The 18650-nt window shown below is 64.7% G+C and carries 20 protein-coding genes; all 20 read right to left on the reverse strand.

Annotated elements, in window-relative coordinates:
- Nucleotides 1-78: 78 nt before the first annotated feature.
- Nucleotides 79-354 carry a DUF1467 family protein gene (locus ACVWY5_RS18295; RefSeq protein ID WP_028333980.1) on the reverse strand — a complete coding sequence of 92 codons (276 nt, stop codon included), beginning with the start codon at nt 352-354 and terminating at the stop codon, nt 79-81.
- Between the two features lie 6 nt (nt 355-360).
- Nucleotides 361-765: a methylmalonyl-CoA epimerase gene (gene mce, locus ACVWY5_RS18300; protein ID WP_016841811.1), complete on the reverse strand. Its 405-nt coding sequence runs from the start codon at nt 763-765 to the stop codon at nt 361-363.
- A 70-nt stretch (nt 766-835) separates the two neighbouring features.
- Entirely contained in the window at nt 836-2506 is a 1671-nt protein-coding gene (locus tag ACVWY5_RS18305) for a ribonuclease J (protein ID WP_028333979.1), read from the reverse strand.
- The gene (locus ACVWY5_RS18310) at nt 2506-3312 is read right to left on the reverse strand and encodes a biotin--[acetyl-CoA-carboxylase] ligase (RefSeq protein WP_028333978.1); all 807 of its coding nucleotides are present in this window, start codon (nt 3310-3312) and stop codon (nt 2506-2508) included. Before ACVWY5_RS18310 ends, ACVWY5_RS18305 begins: the two co-directional genes overlap by 1 nt.
- A 61-nt stretch (nt 3313-3373) precedes the next feature.
- On the reverse strand, nt 3374-4810 hold the full coding sequence (nuoN, locus tag ACVWY5_RS18315; protein WP_026192819.1) for an NADH-quinone oxidoreductase subunit NuoN: 1437 nt from the start codon (nt 4808-4810) through the stop codon (nt 3374-3376).
- Between the two features lie 10 nt (nt 4811-4820).
- Entirely contained in the window at nt 4821-6335 is a 1515-nt protein-coding gene (locus ACVWY5_RS18320) for an NADH-quinone oxidoreductase subunit M (protein WP_028333977.1), read from the reverse strand.
- Nucleotides 6336-8408 carry an NADH-quinone oxidoreductase subunit L gene (gene nuoL, locus ACVWY5_RS18325; RefSeq protein WP_028333976.1) on the reverse strand — a complete coding sequence of 691 codons (2073 nt, stop codon included), beginning with the start codon at nt 8406-8408 and terminating at the stop codon, nt 6336-6338. It abuts the gene before it with no gap.
- A gap of 8 nt (nt 8409-8416) precedes the next feature.
- Entirely contained in the window at nt 8417-8725 is a 309-nt protein-coding gene (gene nuoK, locus ACVWY5_RS18330) for an NADH-quinone oxidoreductase subunit NuoK (RefSeq protein WP_016841823.1), read from the reverse strand.
- Nucleotides 8722-9360, reverse strand: coding sequence for an NADH-quinone oxidoreductase subunit J (locus ACVWY5_RS18335; RefSeq protein ID WP_028333975.1), 639 nt, complete (start codon nt 9358-9360; stop codon nt 8722-8724). Before ACVWY5_RS18335 ends, nuoK begins: the two co-directional genes overlap by 4 nt.
- Nucleotides 9361-9369: 9 nt before the next feature.
- A complete protein-coding gene (nuoI, locus tag ACVWY5_RS18340) occupies nt 9370-9864 on the reverse strand; it encodes an NADH-quinone oxidoreductase subunit NuoI (protein ID WP_018271854.1) in 495 nt (164 codons plus the stop codon).
- Between the two features lie 7 nt (nt 9865-9871).
- The gene (nuoH, locus tag ACVWY5_RS18345; protein ID WP_028333974.1) at nt 9872-10942 is read right to left on the reverse strand and encodes an NADH-quinone oxidoreductase subunit NuoH; all 1071 of its coding nucleotides are present in this window, start codon (nt 10940-10942) and stop codon (nt 9872-9874) included.
- A 10-nt stretch (nt 10943-10952) separates the two neighbouring features.
- Complete coding sequence (nuoG, locus tag ACVWY5_RS18350) at nt 10953-13028, reverse strand: NADH-quinone oxidoreductase subunit NuoG (protein WP_028333973.1); 2076 nt, start codon at nt 13026-13028, stop codon at nt 10953-10955.
- A 7-nt stretch (nt 13029-13035) separates the two neighbouring features.
- On the reverse strand, nt 13036-13524 hold the full coding sequence (locus ACVWY5_RS18355; RefSeq protein WP_137477838.1) for a hypothetical protein: 489 nt from the start codon (nt 13522-13524) through the stop codon (nt 13036-13038).
- An 8-nt stretch (nt 13525-13532) separates the two neighbouring features.
- On the reverse strand, nt 13533-14858 hold the full coding sequence (gene nuoF / locus ACVWY5_RS18360; RefSeq protein ID WP_028333971.1) for an NADH-quinone oxidoreductase subunit NuoF: 1326 nt from the start codon (nt 14856-14858) through the stop codon (nt 13533-13535).
- Between the two features lie 19 nt (nt 14859-14877).
- Entirely contained in the window at nt 14878-15102 is a 225-nt protein-coding gene (locus tag ACVWY5_RS18365; RefSeq protein WP_050384881.1) for a hypothetical protein, read from the reverse strand.
- Nucleotides 15102-15713 (reverse strand): NADH-quinone oxidoreductase subunit NuoE, encoded by a 612-nt coding sequence (gene nuoE / locus ACVWY5_RS18370; RefSeq protein ID WP_016847752.1) that lies wholly within the window; start codon nt 15711-15713, stop codon nt 15102-15104. Before nuoE ends, ACVWY5_RS18365 begins: the two co-directional genes overlap by 1 nt.
- Before the next feature lie 41 nt (nt 15714-15754).
- Nucleotides 15755-16951: an NADH-quinone oxidoreductase subunit D gene (locus tag ACVWY5_RS18375; protein WP_016847751.1), complete on the reverse strand. Its 1197-nt coding sequence runs from the start codon at nt 16949-16951 to the stop codon at nt 15755-15757.
- Nucleotides 16948-17565 carry an NADH-quinone oxidoreductase subunit C gene (locus ACVWY5_RS18380; protein ID WP_028333970.1) on the reverse strand — a complete coding sequence of 206 codons (618 nt, stop codon included), beginning with the start codon at nt 17563-17565 and terminating at the stop codon, nt 16948-16950. The genes ACVWY5_RS18375 and ACVWY5_RS18380 overlap by 4 nt, the downstream gene beginning before the upstream one ends.
- A gap of 10 nt (nt 17566-17575) precedes the next feature.
- Nucleotides 17576-18121 carry a NuoB/complex I 20 kDa subunit family protein gene (locus ACVWY5_RS18385; protein ID WP_018271859.1) on the reverse strand — a complete coding sequence of 182 codons (546 nt, stop codon included), beginning with the start codon at nt 18119-18121 and terminating at the stop codon, nt 17576-17578.
- A gap of 50 nt (nt 18122-18171) precedes the next feature.
- Nucleotides 18172-18537 carry an NADH-quinone oxidoreductase subunit A gene (locus ACVWY5_RS18390; RefSeq protein WP_018271860.1) on the reverse strand — a complete coding sequence of 122 codons (366 nt, stop codon included), beginning with the start codon at nt 18535-18537 and terminating at the stop codon, nt 18172-18174.
- Between the last annotated feature and the right edge of the window lie 113 nt (nt 18538-18650).

Consider the following 18650-nt stretch of genomic DNA (forward strand, 5'->3'; position numbering starts at 1 on the left):
CGAAGCGATACCCGGGAACGTGATCCCGCATGTCGCTTCGCTCATGCAGGCTACTTCTGATCCAACGAAAACTGCGTATCAGAACGGCATCCCCATCAGTTTCGACAGCCGCTCGATCGAGAGATAGCCGGAATGATAGGCCCACATCGCGATCGCGAAGATCATGGCGGAAATCAGCGTGGTCCACAGCAGCTTGCGGCCCATCCGCGCCAGGATCGGCGCGCCGGGGTCGGTGCCGGGCGCGCCAACATTGTCCTCGTGCTGGCTGCGCACGCCGAACGGCAGCGTCAGGAACAGCACGAGCCACCAAAGGACGAAGTAGATCGCAAGCCCGGTGGAGATTTGGTAAGCCATGCGGCCTCAGGCCTGTTCGATCTCGACCAGGGCGCCGGAAAAGTCCTTCGGGTGGAAGAACAGCACCGGCTTGCCATGCGCGCCGATCTTCGGCTGGCCGTCGCCCAGCACCCGCGCCCCCTCGGCGATCATGCGGTCACGGGCCGCGATGATGTCGGGCACGTCGTAGCAGACATGGTGGATGCCGCCGTCGGCATTGCGCTCGACGAATTTCGCGATCGGCGAGGCCTCGCCGAGCGGCTCGATGAACTCGATCTTGGTGTTCGGCAGCGTCACGAACACGGTGATCACGCCGTGTTCCGGCAGCGGCACCGCATCGGAAATCTCGGCATTGAAGGCAGTGCCGTAGATCTTCGCAGCCTGCTTGGCGTCCTTGACCGCGATCGCGACGTGATTGAGCCGGCCCAGCATCTCTTTCTCCCTTTAGTTGAGCTGATCTTTTCGGAAAACCGCTTCGTACTTTTCCGGATCATGCTTAGGCTCAAACCGTCAGAACGTGCACGACGCAGATCGGCTTCTTGCCCCATTGCTCGTTCAGCGCGGCCCGCACCGCGCGGCGCACCGATTCCCCCAGCGCGTCCGGATCGCGCCGCCGCGGCTTCGGCAGGCCCTCGATCGTCGATACCACCACATCGAACACGATGTCGTCGAGCAATTCGCCCGCCGCATTGTTCTCCGGCATGCCGACCAGATCAACCTCGGGATCGTCGGCGAGCTCGCCCTGCTCGGTCATGACGATGGCGACGAAGGCGCAGCCGGCAAAGCCCATCCGCCGCCGCTCCACGACGGCGCGCGACTTGGCGTCCTCGAGGATGGTTCCGTCCTTGTAGAGCCGGCCCGCCGGCACCTCGCCGATGATGCCGGGCTCGCCGGGCCCCAGCTTGACGAGGTTGCCGTTACGGCAGGTCAGAACCTTGGGCACGCCGGCGGCGCGCGCCAGCTTGGCGTGTTCGGCCAGATGCAGCGCCTCGCCATGGACGGGGATCAAGAGCTGTGGCCGCACCCAGGAGATCATGTCCCGCAGCTCGTCGCGGCGCGGGTGGCCGGAGACGTGCACCAGGTGCTCACGGTCGGTGATGATCTCGACGCCCTGCATGACCAGGTTGTTGATGATCGAGCCGACCGCCTTCTCGTTGCCGGGAATGGTGCGGGAGGAGAAGATCACGGTGTCGCCCTTGTTCAGGGTGACCTGCGGATGGTCGTCATTGGCGATCCGCGCCAGCGCCGCGCGCGGCTCGCCCTGGCTGCCGGTGCACAGCGCCAGCACCTTGTCGGCCGGGAAATGGCCGTAATAGTCGGCGCTGCGGAATTTATGCGAGCCGTCGAGATAGCCGCATTCGCGCGCCACCTGCACCACGCGCTCCATGGCGCGGCCGACCACGACCACCTCGCGGTCGGCGGCGTTAGCCGCATCGGCTACCGCGCGCACCCGGGCGACGTTGGACGCGAACGTCGTGACCGCGACCCGGCCCTTGGCCGCCTTGACCAGTTTCTTGATGGTGGCGGCGACCTCGGTCTCCGAAGGCGAACGGCCGTCGCGCACCGCGTTGGTGGAATCACCGACCAGCGCCAGCACGCCTTCGTCGCCGAGCTCGCGCAGCCGCCGCTCGTCGGTCGGCTGGCCGATGATCGGGGTCGGATCGATCTTCCAGTCGCCGGTGTGCAGCACGGTGCCGACATCGGTCTTGATCGCCAGCGCGTGCGATTCCGGAATCGAATGCGCGACCGGGATGAACTCGACATTGAACGGGCCGATATCGACCCGCCCGCCCGACGGGATCACCGTGACCGGGATTTTTGGCGGGTTGCGCTCGGCGGCGCATTTGGCCTCGAACAGCGCCGCGCTGAATTGCGTCGCATAGATCTTGCAGCCGAGCTTCGGCCAGAGATCGATGATCGCGCCGAAATGATCCTCATGGGCGTGCGTCAGCACGAGGCCCATCAGATTGTTGCGCTCCTTCTCGAGGAAGCGGACGTCGGGCATGATCAAGTCGATGCCCGGCAGATGCTCCTCGTCGCCGAAGGAGACGCCGAGATCGACCGCGAGGAAGGACCGCTGGTGGCGGTTGCCGAAGCCGTAGATCGACAGGTTCATGCCGATCTCGCCGACGCCGCCGAGCGGCGCAAAGGTGAGCTCGTCCGGACGCGCCATCAGTTCGACCTCACCGAGGCTGCGGTGCCGAAATAGACCTCGCCCGCCGTCACGGGCAGGCGCTCACCATCAGCGGTGCGGACGATCAGGCAGCCGGTATCATCGATGGTGTCGAACGTGCCCTCAAGGGTCGCCGAGCCGGTCTGGACCGCGACCTTCTCGCCGAGCTCGGCCGCGCGCTCCAGCCACAGCCGGCGGATCTCGGGGAAGCCGCGGCCGTCGTCCCAGATGCCGCGAAACTCGACCCAGGCGTCCGACAGCGCGGCAAACAGCTCCTCCGCCCCGATCTGGATGCCGAGCGCCGCGAGCGATACGGCCGGCGTCGGCGTCCCCTCGGGTGCTGCGACGACATTGGTGCCAATGCCGACGACGACCGCCAGCCGGCTCCCGATGGCCTCGGCCTCCAGCAGGATGCCCGAGAGCTTCCTGCCGTTGGCCAGCATGTCGTTCGGCCATTTCAGGGTGAACTTCGGGCTGTCCGGTCCGAGCCGCAGCGCCGCCTCGATGCTGACCTTCCGCAGCGCGGCTTCGAGCGACAGCCCGGCGGCAAAGCCCAGGGTGGCGGCGACTGCCGGCTGGACGTCCGTCACCTCGAGGATCGTGCTGGCGAGATTGCCGCGCGGCGCGACCCAGACCCGCTGCCGCCGCCCGCGGCCCGCGGTCTGTTCCGGCGTCACGAACCACATCGGCCCCTGCTCGCCGTCGCGGGCGCGCAGCATCGCCTCGGCATTGGTCGAGCCGATCTGATCGAAGGCGGCGAGCCGGTAGCCCGCCGCTATGGCCCGGGGCCCGAGCGTGAAGGTCATGTCAGAGTTATGCGCATGATTGGTTCCGAAAGCCAGCATCCCGATTTCGGAGCCGCACGCGTCAAAATAGTGATTTGGCCGCCGCCGTGGCCACGCTCACCAGCGGGCCCGGATAGGCGAAGTAGAAGATGTTGAAGATGCCGGCGACCGCCAGCACAGTGCGCAGCTCGACGCGGACCGGGTCGAGCTTGCCGAGCGGCTGGTCGAAATACATCACCTTGACGATCGACAGATAATAGAACGCGCCCACCACGCTGGTCAGCACGCCGATCACGGCGAGCGTGAACAAATTGGCCTTGATCGCGGCGACGAACACGTACCATTTGCCGAAGAACCCGGCGAGCGGCGGCACGCCGGCCAGCGAGAACAGCAGCATCGCGAAGATGAAGGCGAGCAGCGGATTGGTGCGGGAGAGGCCGGCGAAATCGCTGATCTGTTCCAGCGCCTGGCCGTTCCGCTTCATCGCCAGGATGATGCTGAAGGAGCCGAGCGTCATCGCGACATAGATCGCGATGTAGATCAGGACGCCCTGGGCGCCCTCGACCGTGCCGGAGGCGAGGCCGACCAGCGCAAAGCCCATATGGCCGATCGAGGAATAGGCCATCAGCCGCTTGATGTTGGTCTGGCCGATCGCCGCGAACGAGCCCAGCGCCATCGAGGCGATCGCCACGAATACCAGGATCTGCTGCCACTGGGTGACGATGCCCGGGAACGCGGTCAGCGTCGCGCGGGTGAACACCGCGAGCGCCGCGACCTTCGGGGCGGAAGCGAAGAACGCCGTCACCGGCGTCGGCGCACCCTCATAGACGTCCGGCGTCCACATGTGGAACGGCACGGCCGACACTTTGAAGCAGAGGCCGGCGAGCAGGAACACCAGGCCGAACACGATACCGATGCTGCCGGTCGTGGCGGCGGCCGCGATACCGGCGAAGCTGACGGTGCCGGTGAAGCCGTAGATCAGCGAGGCGCCGTAGAGCAGCATGCCCGACGACAGCGCGCCCAGCACGAAATACTTCAGACCCGCCTCGCTCGACTTGGCATTGTCGCGCTGGCTGGCGGCGACGACGTAGAGCGCAAGGCTCATCAGCTCGAGGCCGAGATAGAGCGAGATCAAATCGCCGGCCGAGATCAGCACCATCATGCCGAGCGTCGACAGCAGCACCAGGATCGAGAACTCGAAGTTGCGGCTCGACGGCTGAGACAGATATTCGGTCGACAGGATCAGGGTTGCCGCCGAGGCGATCAGTGCGAGGACCTTCAGGAAGCGGGCGAAATCATCGACGATGAAGCTGCCGCCGAAGGTCACCAGCTTGCCGGCCGGCAGCCAGAGCTCCAGCACGCCGGTCAGCACCAGGAGACAGATCGCGAGCGCCGTGACGAGCCGCGTCGTCCCCTGCCCGCGATAGGCTCCGATCATCAACAGCACCATCGCGCCGACCGCGAGCACCAGCTCCGGCAGCACCGGCTGCAACTGATAACCTGCACTGGAAAAGCTCATGACGAGGGCCTTACTGGACGGTCAGCGCGGCTGCCTTCACGGCAGTCACGGCGGTTTGGTAATTGTTGACGAGCTGCTGGACCGAGGCGGCCGACATGTCGAGCACCGGCTTCGGATAGACGCCGAACAGGATGGTCAGCGCGATCAGCGGGAACAGCGTCACGCATTCACGGAAGGTGAGATCCTTGATCGACATCAGGGACGGCTTGACCAGCGCGCCGAACACCACCTTGCGGTAGAGCCAAAGCGCGTAACAGGCCGACAGGATCACGCCGGTGGTGGCGAAGAACGCGGTCGGCAGCGAGATCTTGAAGGTTCCGAGCAGCGTCATGAACTCGCCGACGAATCCGCTCGTGCCCGGCAGACCGACATTGGCCATGGTGAAGACCATGAAGGTCAGCGCGTAGAGCGGCATCCGGTTGACGAGACCGCCATAGGCCGCGATCTCGCGGGTGTGCATGCGGTCGTAGACGACGCCGACGCAGAGGAACAGCGCGCCGGAGACGATGCCGTGCGAGACCATCTGGAACATGCCGCCGGCGACGCCCTGCGTGGTCACCGCGAAGATGCCCATGGTAACGAAGCCCATATGCGCGACGGACGAATATGCGATCAGCTTCTTCATGTCCTCCTGCATCATCGCCACCAGCGAGGTGTAGATGATGGCGATGACGGACAGCGTGAACACGAACGGCGCGAAGTCGTGCGAGGCCAGCGGGAACATCGGCAGCGAGAAACGCAGGAAGCCGTAGCCGCCCATCTTCAGCAGGATCGCGGCCAGGATCACCGAGCCCGCCGTCGGCGCCTCGACGTGCGCGTCGGGCAGCCAGGTGTGCACCGGCCACATCGGCATCTTCACCGCGAACGAGGCGAAGAAGGCCAGCCACGCCCAGGTCTGCATCGACCGCGGCACCGCGGTATGCATCAGGGTCGGGATGTCGGTCGTGCCGGCGTTCCAGTACAGCGCCATGATGGCGAGCAGCATCAGAACCGAGCCGAGGAAGGTGTAGAGGAAGAACTTGAACGACGCGTAGACCCGGCGCGGGCCGCCCCAGACGCCGATGATCAGGAACATCGGGATCAGGCCGCCTTCGAAGAACAAATAGAACAGCACGAGATCGAGCGCCGAGAAGGTGCCGACCATCAGCGTTTCCAGGATCAGGAACGCCATCATGTATTCGCCGACGCGCTGCGTCACCGACTTCCAGCTCGCGATGATGCAGAGCGGCATGATCGCGGTGGTCAGGATGATCAGCGGCAGCGAGATGCCGTCGACGCCCATGTGATAGCTGATGCCGGTGGCGAGCCAGGACGCCTTCTCGACGAACTGGAAGTCGGTCGAGGCCGGATCGAAGCGCGCCACCAGGATCAGCGAGATCGCGAAGGTGATCAGCGTGGTCCACAGCGCGATCCAGCGCGCCGTGCGGCTCGCGGTCTCGTCACCGCCCCGCGCCAGCAGATAGACCAGGATCGCGCCGACCGCCGGCAGGAAGGTCGTGACCGAAAGGATGGGCCAGGTTGTCATTTACTGGCCTCCCAAGCCGAACATGAACCAGGTGATCAATCCGGCGGCCCCGATCAGCATCGCGAATGCGTAGTGATAGAGGTAGCCGGTCTGCAATTTCACGACGTTGCGGGTGACGTCGAGCACGCGGGCGGAGACGCCATCGGGACCAAAGCCGTCGATGATGAAGCCGTCGCCCTTCTTCCACAACGTGTAGCCGAGCCACTTCGCCGGGCGCACGAAGATCCAGTCGTACAGCTCGTCGAAGTACCATTTGTTGAGCAGGAACTGGTACAGCATCGGCTGCTGCTGCGCGAGCTCGACCGGCAGATACGGCCTGCGGATGTAGAACAGATACGAGATGAACAGGCCGAGCGCCATCATCACGGTGGGCAGCGGCGCAAGCCAGCCCGGCATGTGCTCCATGTCCTCGAGGATGTGCGGGTTCATCTTCACGGATTCGCGGAAGAACTCTTCCACGCCGTGCGGGTTGACGAACAGCTCCTTGAACGGCAGGCCGGCGAGGATCGAGCCCGCGGCGAGGACGCCGATCGGCACCAGCATCCAGACCGGGCTCTCATGCGCCGCCTCGTAGTGCTTCTGGTCGTGCGGCTCGCCGAAGAACGTCTTGAAGATCAGACGCCAGGAGTAGAACGAGGTCAGGCCGGCGGCCGCGATGGTCAAGAGATAGGCGTAGGTCGCGAACGGATTATGCGCCGCATAGGCCGCCTCGATGATCGCGTCCTTGGAGAAGTAGCCGGCGAACAGCGGGAAGCCGGTCAGCGCCAGGGTGCCGATGCACATCACCGCGAAAGTGTACGGGATCTTGCGCCACAGCCCGCCCATGTTGCGGATGTCCTGCTCGTGATGCATCGCGTAGATCACCGAGCCGGAGCCCAGGAACAGCAGCGCCTTGAAGAAGGCGTGCGTGAACAGGTGGAACATGCCGACCGAATAGGCCCCCGCTCCCATCGCCACGAACATGTAGCCGAGCTGCGAACAGGTCGAATACGCGACGATGCGCTTGATGTCGTTCTGCACGAGCCCGATCGTGGCGGCGAAGAACGCCGTGGTCGCGCCGAAGAACATCACCACCGCCTGCGCGGTCGGTGACAACTCGAACAGCGGCGACAACCGCGCCACCATGAACACGCCGGCGGTAACCATGGTCGCGGCATGGATCAGCGCCGACACCGGGGTCGGGCCTTCCATCGCGTCCGGCAACCAGGTGTGCAGCAGGAACTGGGCCGACTTGCCCATCGCGCCCATGAACAGCAATAGGCAGGTCAAGGTCAGCGCGTCGGCCTGCCAGCCGAAGAAGTTGATGGTCTTGCCGGTCAGCCCCGGCGCGGCGTGGAAGATGGTCTCGAAATCGGTCGAGCCGACCAGCGCGTAGATCGCGAAGATGCCGAGCGCGAAGCCGAAGTCGCCGACGCGGTTGACCACGAAGGCCTTGATCGCCGCGGCATTGGCCGACGGCTTCTGGTACCAGAAGCCGATCAGCAAGTAGCTCGCGAGGCCGACGCCCTCCCAGCCGAAGAACAGCTGCACCAGGTTGTCGGACGTCACCAGCATCAGCATCGCGAAGGTGAACAGGCTGAGATAGCCGAAGAAGCGCGGCCGGTTCGGGTCCTCGTCCATGTAGCCGATGGAGTAGAGGTGGACGAGCGCGGACACCGTGTTGACCACGACCAGCATAACCGCGGTCAGGGTGTCGACGCGGAGCGTCCAGGCCACCTGCAGGTCGCCCGAGGTGATCCAGGGCAGCAGCACGACGCGCGCGTCGTGGTGCATGAAGCCGACATCGACCAGCGTGAACCAGGACAGCGCGGCCGAGACGAACAAGAGGCCCGTGGTGATCAGCTCGGCAAGGCGGGAGCCCGCCGCCGGCGGCTCGGAGACGTGGTGGTCGTCATGGCCATGGTCATCATGGCCGTGATCGTCATGGGCCGCGGAGGCATGGGCATCCCCATGCGCATCGTCGTGATGGCCGACGGTATCGCCGCTCGGGCAGCGCGCATGGGCACCGACCAGCGAGATAATGCCTGCGAGGATGGCGCCCAGCAGAGGCAGGAATACGATTGCCTGAACCATAACTGCGCCTAGCCCTTCATCAGATTGACGTCTTCAACCGCGATCGAACCGCGGTTGCGGAAATACACCACCAGCACGGCGAGACCGATCGCAGCCTCGGCGGCGGCCACCGTCAGCACCAAGAGCGCGAACACCTGGCCGACGATGTCGCCGAGGAAGGTCGAGAACGCCACCAGGTTGATGTTGACCGACAGCAGGATCAGCTCGATCGACATCAGGATGACGATGATGTTCTTGCGGTTGAGGAAGATGCCGAGGATCCCGAGCGTGAACAGGATCGCGGCGACCGCGAGATAGTGTCCGAGCCCGATCGTCATTTCACCCACTCCGCCGCGTCGGCATCCTGCAGGCCCTGCCCTGACGCCACCTTGCGCATCGCCATCGCCATCTCGGGCGTGCGCGCGTTCTGCACGTTGATGTTCTGCCGCTTGACCTTGGCCTTGTGGCGCAGCGTCAGCACGATGGCGCCGATCATCGCGACCAGCAGCACCATGCCGGCGAGCTGGAAGTAATGGATGTACTTCGTATAGAGCACCAGGCCGAGCGCCTCGGTGTTGCTGACATTGGTCGGGATCGCCGCGGTGATCGTCTTGGTCACGGCCGGGTTGATCACCCAGGCGCCGACGACGAGCAGCAACTCGAACATGAAGATGCCGCCGATCACGATGCCGATCGGCAGATACTGGATGAAGCCCTCGCGCAGCTCGACGAAGTCGACGTCGAGCATCATGATCACGAATAGGAACAGCACCGCGACGGCGCCGACATAGACCACGATCAGCATCATCCCGAGGAACTCGGCGCCCATCAGGATGAACAGCCCGGCCGCGTTGACGAAGGCCAGGATCAGGAACAGCACGGAGTGCACAGGATTGCGCGAGACAATCACCATCACCGCCGAGGCCACGCAGGCCGCAGCAAACAGGTAGAAGAACAGCGCCGGAAGGATCATGCCCTCACCTCACCGGTACGGCGCGTCGAGCGCGATCGACTTCGCGATCTCACGCTCCCAGCGGTCGCCATTGGCGAGCAGCTTGGCCTTGTCATAGTACAGTTCCTCGCGGGTCTCGGTCGCGAATTCGAAATTCGGGCCCTCGACGATGGCGTCGACCGGGCATGCCTCCTGGCACAGGCCGCAATAGATGCACTTCACCATGTCGATGTCGTAACGCACCGTGCGGCGGGTGCCGTCGTTGCGGCGCGGGCCGGCCTCGATCGTGATCGCCTGCGCCGGGCAAATCGCCTCGCACAGTTTGCAGGCGATGCAGCGTTCCTCGCCGTTCGGATAGCGGCGCAGCGCGTGCTCGCCGCGGAAGCGCGGCGAGATCGGGCCCTTCTCGAAGGGGTAGTTCAGCGTCGGCTTCGGCTGGAAGAAATAGCGCATCGCGAGGAAGAACGCCGAGACGAATTCCGACAGCAGAAGCGAGCGGGCTGTTGCGTTGACATTGACACTCATGACGGCCTCACTTCGGCGCGATGCCGGCGAACTGCAGCACGCCGGCCACGATCACCACCATCGCCAGCGACAGCGGCAGGAACACCTTCCAGCCGAGCCGCATCAGTTGATCGTAGCGGTAGCGTGGCACGATCGCCTTCGCCATCGCGAACATGAAGAACATGAAGAACACCTTCAGCGCGAACCAGACGATGCCCGGAATCCAGGTGAACGGCGGCAGGTTGACCGGCGGCAGCCAGCCGCCCAGGAACAGGATCGACGCCAGCGCGCACATCGTGGTGATCGCGACATACTCGCCGAGCATGAACAGGAGGTACGGGGTCGAGCCGTATTCGGTCATGAAGCCGGCGACCAGTTCGGATTCGGCTTCGACCAGGTCGAATGGCGGACGGTTGGTTTCCGCCAGCGCCGAGACGTAGAATACGACGAACATCGGGAACAGCGGCCACACATACCAGTTCAGGATGGTGAGCTGCGGCAACCCGATCAGGTGCGCAAGCCCGCGGGTGTTCTGCGCCTCGACCACCGCCGACAGGTTCAGCGAGCCGACGCAGAGCAGCACGGTGATGATGACGAAGCCGATCGAAACCTCGTAAGACACCATCTGCGCCGCCGAGCGCAGCGCGGCCAGGAACGGATACTTCGAGTTCGACGACCAGCCGGCCATGATGATGCCGTAGATCGACAGCGACGAGATCGCGAAGATGTAGAGAACGCCGACATTGATGTCGGAGATCACCCAGCCGAGATCGAACGGGATCACGGCCCAGGCGGCCAGCGCCAGGATGCACGACACCAGCGGCGCCAGCAGGAACACGCCCTTGTTGGAGCCGGACGGAATCACCGGCTCCTTCAGCACGAATTTCAGGAGGTCGGCGAAGGATTGCAGCAATCCGAACGGGCCGACCACGTTGGGGCCGCGGCGAATCTGCACCGCCGCCCAGATCTTGCGGTCGGCGAGCAGGATGTAGGCGATCGCGATCAGGAGCACGACCAGCAGCAACAAGCTCTCCGCGACCATGATGATCAGCGGCCAGAGGAAGTCGGTCCAGAACGAGCTTGCGAAGAATTCAGCCATCAGGTCACGCTCACTCCGCTGCCGTCAGCATTCGGCCCGACGCCAGCCGCGAGCATTCCGCCATCACGGCAGAGGCCCGCGCGATCGGGTTGGTCAGATAGAAATCCTCGATGGTCGGCTTGAATGCCGCCTTGTCGACGCTGCCGCCCTTGCCTGCCAGCGCCTTGACGTCGTCAGGCTTGCCGGCCTCGATCTGGTCGAGCCGCATCAGATGCGGGTAGGCCTTGAACATCGCCTGCCGCAGCGCCTGCAGCGAGTCGAACGGCAGCTTCTTGCCGAGCACGTCGGACAGCGCGCGGATGATCGCCCAGTCCTCGCGGGCCTCGCCCGGCGGGAACGCGGCGCGGTTGGCGATCTGCGCCCGGCCTTCGGTGTTGACGTAGATGCCGGACTTCTCGGTATAGGCCGCGCCCGGCAGGATGACGTCGGCACGATGCGCGCCCTGGTCGCCATGGGTGCCGATATAGACCACGAAGGTGCCGTCCGGCGCCTTGATCTCGTCGGCGCCGAGCAAGAACAGCACGTCGAGCGTGCCGAAGGTCGTCATCTGCGCCGCGGTCAGGCCACCCGCCGCCGGCGAGAAGCCGATATCGAGCGCGCCGGCGCGCGAGGCAGTATCCTGCAACACGGCAAAGCCGTTCCAGCCGTCCTTCAGCGCGCCGACGTTGACAGCGAGCTTGGCGGCCTGCGCCAGCACCGCAGCGCCGTCATGCCTGGTGTAGGCGCCCGCGCCGACCAGGATGATCGGGTGCTGCGCGTTCTTCAGCACGTCGGCAAAGGAGTGCTTGCCCGCCACGAGATCGGCCAGCGTGTCGGTACCCGCACCGAGATACTCATGGTCATAGGTGAAATCGGCCTTGGCGCCGATCATGCCGACCTTGAGCCCGCCGGTGCGCCAGCGCTTGCGGATCCGCGCGTTCAGCACCGCGGCTTCCTTGCGCGGATGCGAGCCGATGATCAGGATCGCGTCGGCCTGGTCGATACCGGCGATGGTCGGATTGAAGATGTAGGAGCCGCGGCCGGCCTTAGCGTCGAACGCATCGCCGCCCTGCACGGCGAGATTGACCGAGCCGAACTTCGCGAGCAGCTCCTTCAGCGCATACATTTCGTCGACCGCGGCGAGATCGCCGGCGATCGCGCCGACCCGCTTGCCGTCGCTGCGGCCGGCCTTGGCGGCAATGGCGGCGAAGGCTTCCTGCCAGGTCGCCGGCCGGAGCTGGCCGTTCTCGCGCACATAGGGCCGATCGAGGCGCTGCGTGCGCAGGCCGTCGACGATGTGGCGGGTCTTGTCGGAGATCCACTCCTCGTTCACCGCCTCGTTGATGCGCGGCAGGATGCGCATCACCTCGCGGCCGCGGGTGTCGACGCGGATCGCCGAGCCGACGCCGTCCATGACGTCGACCGACTGCGTCTTGCCAAGCTCCCAGGGCCGCGCCGCGAACGCGTAAGGCTTCGAGGTCAGCGCGCCGACCGGGCAGATGTCGACGAGGTTGCCCTGCAACTCCGAGCTCAGCGCCTGCTCGAGATAGGTGGTGATCTCCATGTCCTCGCCGCGGCCTGTCGCGCCCATTTCCGGCGCGCCGCAGACTTCGGCGGAGAAGCGGACGCAGCGCGTGCACTGGATGCAGCGGTTCATCGAGGTCTTGACCAGCGCGCCGAGATACTTGTCCTCGACCGCGCGCTTGTTCTCGGCGAAACGGCTGGTGTCGACGCCATAGCCCATCGCCTGGTCCTGCAGGTCGCACTCGCCGCCCTGGTCGCAGATCGGGCAGTCCAGCGGATGGTTGATCAGAAGGAACTCCATCACGCCTTCGCGCGCCTTCTTCACCATCGGCGAACGGGTCGAGATCTCCGGCGGCTCGCCCTTCGGTCCCGGACGGCAATCGCGTACGGCCCAGGCGCAGCTGGCGACCGGCTTCGGGCCGCCCTTCACCTCGACCAGGCACATCCGGCAATTGCCGGCGATCGACAGCCGCTCGTGATAGCAGAAGCGCGGAATCTCCGCGCCGGCCGCCTCGCATGCCTGCAGCAGCGTGTACTCCGGCGGCACATCGATCTCTTTGCCATCGACGATGATCTTGCTCATGTCTGTCTCAAGTCTTTCCGAGCTTGCAGTCGGGCGGTGCGACGCTCGCGGTTTTCAACGAAGTCTTCACCCATTGCTGGGTGTCGGCGCCGTAGGTCGCGAGATAGGCAGGCTGCGCCTGGTTCTTCTCGCAGAGGAACGGCAGATGCGGTTTCAGGTCGTAGTCACACGATGCTTGCCATTCGCGCTTGTCCGCGAATGCGGCAAAGGTCTCCTCGCAGGCGTAGAGGAAGTACGAGACAAAACTCTCATATTGGGACCGCTCTTCGCGGCCGGCGGCCTTGATGGCCTCGTAATCGGGCTGAGCGAATTTCGGATTCTGGAATGCGAGATCGGTGTAGCCGAGAAACGCCGAACGCGCGCTGGAGGCGCGGTTCGAGGTGCGGATTTCGTTGATCTGCAGCAGGATTGCAACAAAGCCGAGCAGCGCCACGGTCGCCTGCGCCATCTGCGCAAGCGTCCCGTACTTCTGCCACCATGCGGCCTGTTGCGTCATCGCCAACATTACTCCGCGGCTACCATGTGCATGGGATCGCGAACGCCCTGATCGTCGAGATCGGCCTTGTGCGAATACTGGTCGATGCGCTCTTCGATCTCGTGACGGAAATGCGCGATCAGGCCCTGGATCGGCCAGGCGGCGGCGTCGCCGAGCGCGCAGATGGTGTGGCCCTCGACCTGCTTGGTGACCTCGAGCAGCATGTCGATCTCGCGCTTGTGGGCGCGGCCGTCGGCCATGCGGGTCAAGACGCGCCACATCCACCCCGTGCCCTCGCGGCACGGCGTGCACTGGCCGCAGCTCTCATGCTTGTAGAAATAGGAGATGCGCGCGATCGCCCGGATCAGGTCGGTCGACTTGTCCATCACGATCACCGCCGCGGTGCCGAGGCCCGAGCGCAGCTTGCTCAACGAGTCGAAATCCATCGGCGTGTCGATGATCTGCTCGGCCGGCACCATGCGCACCGACGAACCGCCGGGGATCACGGCCTTCAGATTGCCCCAGCCGCCGCGGATGCCGCCGCAATGCTTCTCGATCAGCTCGCGGAACGGAATCCCCATCGCCTCTTCGACGTTGCAGGGCCGCTCGACGTGGCCGGAGATGCAGAACAGCTTGGTGCCGACATTGTTCGGCCGGCCGATGCCGGCGAACCAGGCGGCGCCGCGGCGCAGGATGTCCGGCGCGACCGCGATCGACTCGACGTTGTTGACGGTGGTCGGGCAGCCATAGAGGCCGACATTGGCCGGGAACGGCGGCTTCAGCCGCGGCTGGCCCTTCTTGCCCTCGAGGCTCTCGAGCAGCGCGGTCTCCTCGCCGCAGATATAGGCGCCGGCGCCGTGCGCGACATAGATGTCGAACGGCCAGCCGTTGATATTGTCCTTGCCGACCAGCTTGGCCTCATAGGCTTGGTCGATCGCCGCCTGCAGCCGCTCGCGCTCGCGGATGAACTCGCCGCGGATATAGACGTAGCAGGCATGCGCACCCATCGCGAAGCTCGCGAGCAGGCAGCCTTCGACCAAGAGATGCGGATCGTGCCGCATGATCTCGCGGTCCTTGCAGGTGCCGGGCTCCGACTCGTCGGCGTTGACGACGAGGTAGCTCGGACGGCCGTCCTTGGATTCCTTCGGCATGAAGGACCACTTCATGCCGGTCGGGAAGCCGGCGCCGCCGCGGCCGCGCAGGCCCGACGCCTTCATCTCGTTGATGATCCAGTCGCGACCCTTGTCGATGATCCCCTTGGTGCCATCCCAGGCGCCTCTGCGGCGCGCGCCCTCGAGGCCCCAATCATGCAGGCCGTAGAGGTTCTTGAAGATGCGGTCCTTGTCGTCGAGCATGCTCAAAACTTTCCGAACATCACCGATTGGCTTGCGAATAAGCGAGCCCGGCAGCGCAGCCGCCGAACACGATGGCCCACAACAGGCTGGATTCCAGCGTGGCGCTCAGGCCGTAGCGCTGCAGCAGGAACATGAAGCCGGCCGCGACGGCGGTGTGCAGCGCGATCGTGCGCCAGGCCTTCATCGCAGCGCCCCTTCCTGCCTTGTTTTCCTGCCCGTTTGCCAGCACCTGAAAGCTTCGCATCAGGTGGTTTCCTTCAGCGTCGTCGGCCCGCCCGCGGGCGCCGAGAACTGACGGTCGATCTGCGGACCCGGCTTCGGCGGATTGCCGGCGGCAAAGCCGTCGAGCACCTTGCCGAAGCTTTCCTTGGTCAGGTCCTCATAGGTGTCCTTCCAGATCAGCACCATCGGCGCGTTCACGCAGGCCCCCAGGCACTCGACCTCTTCCCAGGAGAAGTTGCCGTCCTTCGACAGCTGGAAGGGATCGTGATGGATGCGATGTTGACACACCTCGATCAGGTCGGCGGCGCCGCGCAACCGGCACGGCGTGGTGCCGCACACCTGCACATGCGCCTTCTTGCCGACCGGCGAGAGCTGGAACATGGTGTAGAAGGTCGCGATCTCCAGCATGCGGATATGCGGCATCTCGAGCAGGTCGGCGACGGCGCGGATCGCCGCTTCCGAGACCCAGCCGTCGTGCTGCTCCTGCACGCGCCACAGGATCGCGATCGCGGCCGAGGCCTGCCGTCCCGGCGGATACTTCTCGATCTGCTTCTTGGCCCAGGCGAGATTCTCGTCCGTGAACGTGAAGCTCGCGGGCTGCAATTCCTTCGGGGCAAGGCGGCGGACGGACATCGATCAAACTCTCATTGCGCGCGGTTCGGATGCGGACATCGTCACCGGTCGACTTCGCCGAACACGATGTCCAGCGAGCCCAGGATGGCGGAAACGTCGGCCAGCAAATGGCCCCTGCAGATGTGATCCATCGCCTGCAGATGGGCGAAGCCCGGCGCGCGGATCTTGCACTTGTAGGGCTTGTTGGTGCCGTCGGCGACGAGGTAGACGCCGAACTCGCCCTTCGGCGCCTCGACCGCGGCATAGACTTCGCCGGCCGGCACGTGCACGCCTTCGGTGTAGAGCTTGAAGTGATGGATCAGCGCTTCCATCGAGCGCTTCATCTCACCTCGGCGCGGCGGCGCGATCTTGTTGTCCTCGACCACGACCGGGCCCTGCCCGTCGGGTGCTTTGAGCTTCTGGATGCACTGCTTCATGATGCGCACCGACTGGCGCATCTCTTCCATGCGGATCAGGTAGCGGTCGTAGCAGTCGCCGTTCTTGCCGATCGGAATGTCGAAATCCATCTCGGCGTAGCACTCGTAGGGCTGCGACTTGCGCAGGTCCCAGGCCGCACCGGAGCCGCGCACCATCACGCCGGAGAAGCCCCATTCCCAGGCTTCCTTCAGCGGCACCACGCCGATGTCGACGTTGCGCTGCTTGAAGATGCGGTTGCCGGTAAGCAGCCGATCGAGGTCGTCGACGACCTTGAGGAATGGATCGCACCACGCCTCGATGTCGTCGATCAGCTTCGGCGGCAAGTCCTGGTGCACGCCGCCGACGCGGAAGAACGCCGCGTGCATGCGCGAGCCCGAGGCGCGCTCGTAGAACACCATCAGCTTCTCGCGCTCTTCGAAGCCCCACAGCGGCGGGGTCAGCGCGCCGACGTCCATCGCCTGGGTGGTGACGTTGAGCAGATGCGACAGGATGCGGCCGATCTCGCAGTACAGCACGCGGATCAACTGGCCGCGCCGCGGCACCGTGATGCCGAGCAGCTTTTCCGCCGCGAGGCAGAACGCATGCTCCTGGTTCATCGGCGCGACATAGTCGAGCCGGTCGAAATAGGGAATCGCCTGCAGATAGGTCTTGTGCTCGATCAGCTTCTCGGTGCCGCGGTGAAGCAGGCCGATATGCGGATCGACGCGTTCGACGACTTCGCCGTCGAGCTCCAGCACAAGACGAAGCACGCCGTGCGCCGCCGGATGCTGCGGCCCAAAGTTGATCGTAAAGTTACGAAGGTTTTGCGGCTGTTCATTCATGGCTTCGGCTCCGCCTTGGCCTTCTCATCGCCGGGCAGCGGATAGTCCGCGCCTTCCCAGGGCGAAAGGAAATCGAACTTGCGGAATTCCTGGTTGAGCCGGACCGGCTCGTACAGCACCCGCTTCTCCTGGTCGTCGTAGCGGACCTCGACGAAGCCGGTGAGCGGGAAATCCTTGCGCAGCGGATGGCCGTCGAAGCCGTAGTCCGTCAGCAGGCGGCGCATGTCGGGATGGCCGGTGAAGATCACGCCATAGAGGTCGTAGGTCTCGCGCTCGAACCAGTCGGCGCCCGGGAAGACGCCGATGATCGACGGCACCTGCGTGGTCTCGTCGGCCTGCCCGCGCAAACGGATGCGCGCGTTCAGCGTCGGCGACAGCAAATGGTAGACGACGTCGAAACGCTTCTCGCGGCTCGGATAGTCGACTGCGGTCACGTCGGTGACGTTGACGAAACGGGAGCCAGGATCGTCACGCAGAAAACGGGCGACCTCCACGATTCTGCCAATCTCGACGTCGATAGTGAGCTGATTGAACGCGACCGAGTGCGCCGTGGCCGCGCCCGGAAGCGCGCTCACGATCGTCTGCCCAAGGGCGTCGAGCTTGCCGTCGTCCATACCTGAAACCTTAGCGTTCGATAGTGCCGATACGGCGGATCTTCTTCTGCAGCAGCAGCACGCCGTAGAGCAGCGCTTCCGCCGTGGGCGGGCAGCCCGGCACGTAGATGTCGATCGGCACGATGCGATCACAGCCACGCACCACCGAATAGGAGTAATGGTAGTAGCCGCCGCCATTGGCGCAGGAGCCCATCGAGATGACGTAGCGCGGCTCCGGCATCTGGTCGTAGACCTTGCGCAGCGCGGGCGCCATCTTGTTGGTCAGGGTGCCCGCGACAATCATCACGTCGGACTGCCGCGGCGAGGCGCGCGGTGCGAAGCCGAAGCGTTCGACGTCATAGCGCGGCATCGAGACCTGCATCATCTCGACCGCACAGCAGGCGAGACCGAAGGTCATCCACATCAGGGAGCCGGTGCGCGCCCAGGTGATGAGGTCATCGGCCGCGGCGACGAAGAAGCCCTTGTCGGACAGCTCGTGATTGACCTCGAGGAAAAACGGATCGTTGGCGCCGACCGGCTTGCCGGTCGACGGATCAAGAATACCCTTCGGAGCCATAGCGATCTCAGATTTGGCGATCGCCGGCTGCGAGGATGCGGCGGTGGGGCTCAATCCCATTCGAGCGCGCCTTTCTTCCATTCATACGCAAACCCGACCGTCAGCACGGCCAGGAACACCATCATCGACCAGAACCCGGTGGCGCCGAGCTTTCCGAACGCCACGGCCCAGGGGAACAGGAACGCCACTTCGAGGTCGAAGATGATGAAGAGGATCGCCACCAGATAGAACCGGACGTCGAACTTCATGCGGGCGTCGTCAAAAGCGTTGAATCCGCATTCATAGGCGGACAGCTTTTCCGGGTCCGGCGATTGGAACGCGACCAGGAACGGCGCGATCAGGAGCGCCAGACCGATCAGGCTCGCAACTCCGATAAAGACCACAAGTGGGAGATAATTCTGCAGGATGCCGGTCATCGGCGAGGCCTTCTTGCTGCGGTTTCGGACGTGCCGCAGATTCGTTGATTGGAATTGTTCTTGAGGCTTTAGCGCAGCGCAACAGAGGGCGCAAGACAAGCTATTTTGACGCT

The sequence above is a fragment of the Bradyrhizobium sp. USDA 3256 genome (assembly GCF_054058275.1).

Coding starts and splice junctions, on each gene's coding strand:
- ACVWY5_RS18320 (WP_028333977.1), bottom strand. CDS start 6,335: ATGACAACCTGGCCCATCCTTTCGGTCACGACCTTCCTGCCGGCGGTC.
- ACVWY5_RS18310 (WP_028333978.1), bottom strand. CDS start 3,312: ATGACCTTCACGCTCGGGCCCCGGGCCATAGCGGCGGGCTACCGGCTC.
- nuoI (WP_018271854.1), bottom strand. CDS start 9,864: ATGAGTGTCAATGTCAACGCAACAGCCCGCTCGCTTCTGCTGTCGGAA.
- mce (WP_016841811.1), bottom strand. CDS start 765: ATGCTGGGCCGGCTCAATCACGTCGCGATCGCGGTCAAGGACGCCAAG.
- nuoK (WP_016841823.1), bottom strand. CDS start 8,725: ATGACGATCGGGCTCGGACACTATCTCGCGGTCGCCGCGATCCTGTTC.
- ACVWY5_RS18385 (WP_018271859.1), bottom strand. CDS start 18,121: ATGGCTCCGAAGGGTATTCTTGATCCGTCGACCGGCAAGCCGGTCGGC.
- ACVWY5_RS18335 (WP_028333975.1), bottom strand. CDS start 9,360: ATGATCCTTCCGGCGCTGTTCTTCTACCTGTTTGCTGCGGCCTGCGTG.
- nuoE (WP_016847752.1), bottom strand. CDS start 15,713: ATGTCCGTCCGCCGCCTTGCCCCGAAGGAATTGCAGCCCGCGAGCTTC.
- ACVWY5_RS18365 (WP_050384881.1), bottom strand. CDS start 15,102: ATGCGAAGCTTTCAGGTGCTGGCAAACGGGCAGGAAAACAAGGCAGGA.
- nuoH (WP_028333974.1), bottom strand. CDS start 10,942: ATGGCTGAATTCTTCGCAAGCTCGTTCTGGACCGACTTCCTCTGGCCG.
- ACVWY5_RS18295 (WP_028333980.1), bottom strand. CDS start 354: ATGGCTTACCAAATCTCCACCGGGCTTGCGATCTACTTCGTCCTTTGG.
- ACVWY5_RS18305 (WP_028333979.1), bottom strand. CDS start 2,506: ATGGCGCGTCCGGACGAGCTCACCTTTGCGCCGCTCGGCGGCGTCGGC.
- nuoF (WP_028333971.1), bottom strand. CDS start 14,858: ATGCTCGACGACAAGGACCGCATCTTCAAGAACCTCTACGGCCTGCAT.
- nuoG (WP_028333973.1), bottom strand. CDS start 13,028: ATGAGCAAGATCATCGTCGATGGCAAAGAGATCGATGTGCCGCCGGAG.
- ACVWY5_RS18375 (WP_016847751.1), bottom strand. CDS start 16,951: ATGAATGAACAGCCGCAAAACCTTCGTAACTTTACGATCAACTTTGGG.
- ACVWY5_RS18355 (WP_137477838.1), bottom strand. CDS start 13,524: ATGACGCAACAGGCCGCATGGTGGCAGAAGTACGGGACGCTTGCGCAG.
- ACVWY5_RS18380 (WP_028333970.1), bottom strand. CDS start 17,565: ATGGACGACGGCAAGCTCGACGCCCTTGGGCAGACGATCGTGAGCGCG.
- nuoL (WP_028333976.1), bottom strand. CDS start 8,408: ATGGTTCAGGCAATCGTATTCCTGCCTCTGCTGGGCGCCATCCTCGCA.
- ACVWY5_RS18390 (WP_018271860.1), bottom strand. CDS start 18,537: ATGACCGGCATCCTGCAGAATTATCTCCCACTTGTGGTCTTTATCGGA.
- nuoN (WP_026192819.1), bottom strand. CDS start 4,810: ATGAGCTTTTCCAGTGCAGGTTATCAGTTGCAGCCGGTGCTGCCGGAG.